The sequence below is a fragment of the Streptomyces sp. NPDC053673 genome, from assembly GCF_055585225.1.
The window spans coordinates 1-4,993 of record NZ_JBVJKN010000074.1; the positions used below are offsets into that span (position 1 = coordinate 1).

1 protein-coding gene is annotated in these 4,993 nt (G+C 71.3%); it reads left to right on the top strand.

The window, feature by feature from the left end; translation table 11 throughout:
* Positions 1–4,993 (top strand): type I polyketide synthase (locus ACZ6ZQ_RS38260; RefSeq protein WP_469773151.1); only part of this gene is annotated, 4,993 nt, incomplete at both ends.

The following is a 4,993-nucleotide window of genomic DNA, read 5'->3' on the forward strand; positions in this document are numbered from 1 at the left end:
CTTGATCTTTCGGCGTTTGTGTTGTTCTCGTCGGCTGCTGGTGTGTTCGGTGGTGCGGGGCAGGCGAACTACGCGGCGGCGAATGTGTTCCTGGACGCTCTGGCGTCGCATCGCAGGGCGCAGGGTCTGGCCGCGACCTCTCTGGCTTGGGGTCTGTGGGCCGGAGTCGGCGGCATGGGCGGGGAACTGACGGACTCCGACCGCGAGCGCCTCAACCGCGGCGGCATCACCGCACTCTCGCCGGAGACCGGTCTCGCCCTCTTCGACGCCGCACAGCGCACCACCGACCCGCTGCTTGTCCCCCTTCCGCTCGATCTGGCCGCCCTGCGCGCCCAGGCGCGCAGCGGAATGCTGCCGGACCTGCTGCGCGGTCTGGTCCGCGTGCCGGTGCGCCGGGCTGCGGGGTCGGGCGGTACGGCCGGCCGGACCGCGTTCCGCGAGCGGATGACGGGGCTCCCCGCGGCCGAGCGGGACGCGGCCCTGCTGGGGCTGGTCCGGGGCGAGGTGGCCGCCGTACTCGGCCACGCCTCGACCGACGAGGTACCGGCCGACCGGGCGTTCAAAGAGCTCGGTTTCGACTCGCTGACCTCCGTCGAGCTGCGCAACCGGCTCGGTACGGCGACCGGCGTACGTCTGCCCGCCACCCTCGTCTTCGACTACCCCACCCCGAACGCGCTCGCCCACTTCCTGCGGAGCGAAGTGCTCGGCCTGGACGAGTCGACGGACTCGGACACGACTGCGGCCGCGCACGCCCGGACGGGAACGGCGTTCGACGACGAGCCGATCGCGATCGTCGGTATGAGCTGCCGTTACCCGGGCGGGGTCGAGACCCCGGAGGACCTGTGGCGCCTGGTGGTGGGCGGCGGTGACGCCATCTCGGAGTTCCCGCAGGGCCGTGGCTGGGACCTGGAGTCGCTGTACGACCCGGACCCGGACGGCAAGGGCACCAGCTACACCCGCTCCGGCGGCTTCCTGCATGACGCGGGCCGGTTCGACCCGGCGTTCTTCGGGATCTCGCCTCGTGAGGCCGTCGCGATGGACCCGCAGCAGCGGCTCCTGCTCGAAACCTCGTGGGAGGCGTTCGAGCGGGCGGGGATCGACCCGGCCGCCATGCGCGGCAGCCGGACCGGCGTGTTCGCGGGCATCATGTACCACGACTACGCCACCCGGATCACTGCCGTCCCCGACGGCGTCGAGGGCTACCTCGGGACCGGCAACTCCGGCAGCATCGCCTCCGGCCGTGTCTCGTACGCCTTCGGTCTCGAAGGCCCGGCGGTGACTGTCGACACCGCCTGCTCGTCGTCGCTGGTCGCCCTGCACTGGGCGATTCAGGCGCTGCGCAACGGTGAATGCACGATGGCACTGGCCGGCGGTGTCACCGTCATGTCGACCCCGGGCACCTTCACCGAGTTCAGCCGTCAGCGCGGTCTGGCCGCCGACGGTCGCATCAAGTCCTTCGCGGCCGCTGCCGACGGCACCAGCTGGGCCGAAGGCGCGGGCATGCTGCTCGTCGAGCGGTTGTCGGACGCCCGCGCCAACGGCCACCCGGTCCTCGCCGTCGTGCGTGGCTCGGCGATCAACCAGGACGGTGCGAGCAACGGGCTGACAGCCCCGAACGGCCCGTCGCAGCAGCGTGTCATCCGCCAGGCACTCGCCGGGGCCGGGCTGTCCAGCGACCAGATCGACGTGGTCGAGGCGCACGGCACGGGTACGACCCTGGGTGACCCGATCGAGGCGCATGCGCTGCTCGCCACGTACGGCCGGGAGCGCGGGGCCGACCAGCCACTGTGGCTCGGCTCGGTCAAGTCGAACATGGGACACACCCAGGCCGCCGCCGGTGTCGCGGGCATCATCAAGATGGTCATGGCGATGCGGCACGGGGTGCTGCCGAAGACACTGCACGTCGACGAGCCGACCCCGCATGTGGACTGGGAGGACGGCGCCGTCTCGCTGCTCACCGAGTCCATCCCGTGGCCGGAGACCGGCCGCCCGCGCCGCGCGGGCGTCTCCTCCTTCGGGATCAGCGGCACCAACGCGCACACCATCATCGAGCAGGTTCCGGACGAGCTCGCGCCCGTACGGAACCCCGAGCCGGCTCCGGCAGAGGACGTCCGGTCCGTACTTCCGTACCTGCTCTCCGCCAAGTCTGCGGACGCGCTGCGGGGTCAAGCGACCCGCCTCCGGGCCCATGTGGAGGATGCGCCGGAGGCGCATCCCGATGACGTGGCCTACTCGCTGGCCACCACGCGGGCCGCGTTCGACCACCGTGCGGTGGTCGTGGCGGCGGACCGGAACGAGCTGCTGCGCGGTCTGGCCGCACTGGAGAACGAGGACACGACGGCCACGCTGACGCGCGGCACCGTGAGCGCCGGAAAGCTCGCCTTCCTGTTCACCGGGCAGGGGAGTCAGCGGCTGGGGATGGGCCAGGAGCTCTACGAGGCGTATCCGGTGTTCGCGGCGGCGCTGGACGAGGTGTGTGCGGAGCTGGATCCGCGTCTTGAGCTGCCGCTGAGGGATGTGCTGTTCGGGGCCGAGGGCGATGCGCTCGATCGGACGGAGTTCACGCAGCCTGCGCTGTTTGCCGTTGAGGTGGCGCTGTTCCGGCTGGTGGAGAGCTGGGGTGTGAGGCCGGACTTCCTGGCCGGGCACTCGATCGGTGAGATCGCTGCCGCGCATGTGGCGGGGGTGCTTTCCCTGGAGGATGCGTGCACGCTGGTGGCTGCACGGGGCCGGTTGATGCAGGCGCTTCCGTCCGGTGGCGTGATGATTGCGGTGCAGGCGTCGGAGGACGAGGTTCTTCCGCTGCTGACCGACCGGGTGAGCATTGCGGCGATCAATGGTCCGCGGTCGGTCGTGGTCGCGGGTGACGAGGACGCGGCGGTCGCGATCGCAGAGTCCTTCGTGGACCGCAAGAGCAAGCGGCTGACGGTCAGTCACGCGTTCCACTCGCCGCACATGGACGGCATGCTCGCCGAGTTCCGCAAGGTCGCCGAGGGCCTGTCGTACGACACGCCTCGCATTCCGGTCGTCTCCAACCTGACCGGGGCCCTGGTGACCGACGACATGGGCTCGGCCGACTTCTGGGTGCGGCATGTGCGTGAGGCGGTCCGGTTCCTGGACGGCATCCGGGCTCTGGAGACCGCCGGAGTCACCACGTACCTCGAACTCGGTCCGGACGGCGTGCTCTCGACGATGGCCCAGGACTGCCTGACCGAGGACGGCGCCACCTTCGCACCCGCCCTGCGCTCCGGCCGTCCCGAGGCCGAGACCGTGACCACTGCCCTCGCGCACGTGCATGCCCACGGTGCGACGGTGGACTGGGACGCGTACTTCGCCATGACCGGCGCCCGGCAGGTCGAGCTCCCCACCTACGCCTTCCAGCGCGACTGGTTCTGGCTCGACTCGGCCGCCGCACAGACCGGTCCGGGCGACGTGACCGGGTTCGGGCTCGGTACGGCGGACCACCCGCTGCTCGGCGCGGCGGTCGAACTGCCCGACTCCGACGGGTTCCTCTTCACCGGCCGGCTGTCCCTGGCCACCCACCCCTGGCTCGCGGACCACGCCGTTCTCGGCTCGGTCCTCCTGCCGGGCACGGCCTTCGTGGAACTCGCGGTCCGCGCGGGTGACCAGGTCGGCTGCGACGTACTGGAGGAGCTGACGCTGGAGGCGCCGCTCGTACTTCCCGAGCGGGGTGGCGTCCAGCTGCGGCTCTCCGTCGCCGAAGCCGACGACTCCGGCCGGCGGGCTCTGCTGCTGTACTCCCGTGACGAGGACGCCCCCTCCGACGAGTCATGGACGCGGCACGCCGCCGGTGTCCTCGGCACCCGCGCCGCGGACCCGGCCTTCGACCTCGCCGCCTGGCCGCCGGCCGGAGCCGAGCCGGTCGACATCGACGGCCTGTACGAAGGCATTGCGGCAGCCGGATTCGACTACGGGCCGGTCTTCCAGGGCCTGCGTTCGGTGTGGCTGCACGGAGACCATGTGTACGCCGAGGTGAGCCTGGACGAGGAGGCTGGGGAAACAGCGGAGTTGTTCGGGCTGCACCCGGCGCTCCTGGACGCGACGTTGCACGCTTCCAGCCTCGGCGACCTCGTCGAGAACACGGGCCAGGGACGGCTGCCGTTCGCCTGGAGCGGTGTCCGGCTGTACGCGGCGGGTGCGTCGGCGGTACGGGTCCGGTTGTCGCCGGCCGGCCGTGACGCAGTGTCGCTCGAGCTGGCCGACGCGGCGGGCGTACCGGTCGCTTCGGTGGACTCGCTGGTGCTGCGGGCGGTCTCTCCCGAGCAGATCGGCGCGGCGCGCGGCGGTCGCCAGGAATCGCTGTTCCAGATCGGCTGGACGGCCGCGCCTCTCGCTCCGGTGTCCGCAGCCGAACAGCGCCCCTGGGCCCTGCTGGCAGACGGCCACTCCGGACTCGATGCCGTAGGTGTTCGCTACGAGGCCCACATCGGACTCGCGGCGCTCGCCGACGCGGGCCCGGTCGTACCGGAGCTGGTGTGCGTCCCGCTGTCCGCAGCGGCCGACCCGGAGGTGCCGGGTGCGGTTCACGCGGAGACGGGCCGGGTGCTGGGTCTGGTGCAGGAGTGGCTGGCGGACGAGCGGTTCGCGGAGTCGCGTCTGGTGTTTCTGACGCGGGGTGCGGTGGCTGCTGTGCCGGGCGAGGGCATTGCGGACCTGGTGCATGCTCCGGTGTGGGGTCTCGTGCGTTCCGCGCAGTCGGAGAACCCGGGCCGCTTCGTCCTTGCCGACACCGACGGCACCGACGCCTCCCATCGCGCACTGCCCGCCGCGCTGGCTTCGGGTGAGCCGGAGGTGGCGGTGCGTGCCGGGGCGTTCTTGGTGCCGAGGCTGGCGCGTGCTGGAGTGCCTGTTGAGTCCGGTCGTGAACTGGATTCGGGTGGCACGGTGTTGGTGACGGGTGCGAGTGGTTCGTTGGGTGGGTTGTTCGCGCGTCATCTGGTGGTTGAGCGTGGTGTGCGGCATCTGTTGTTGG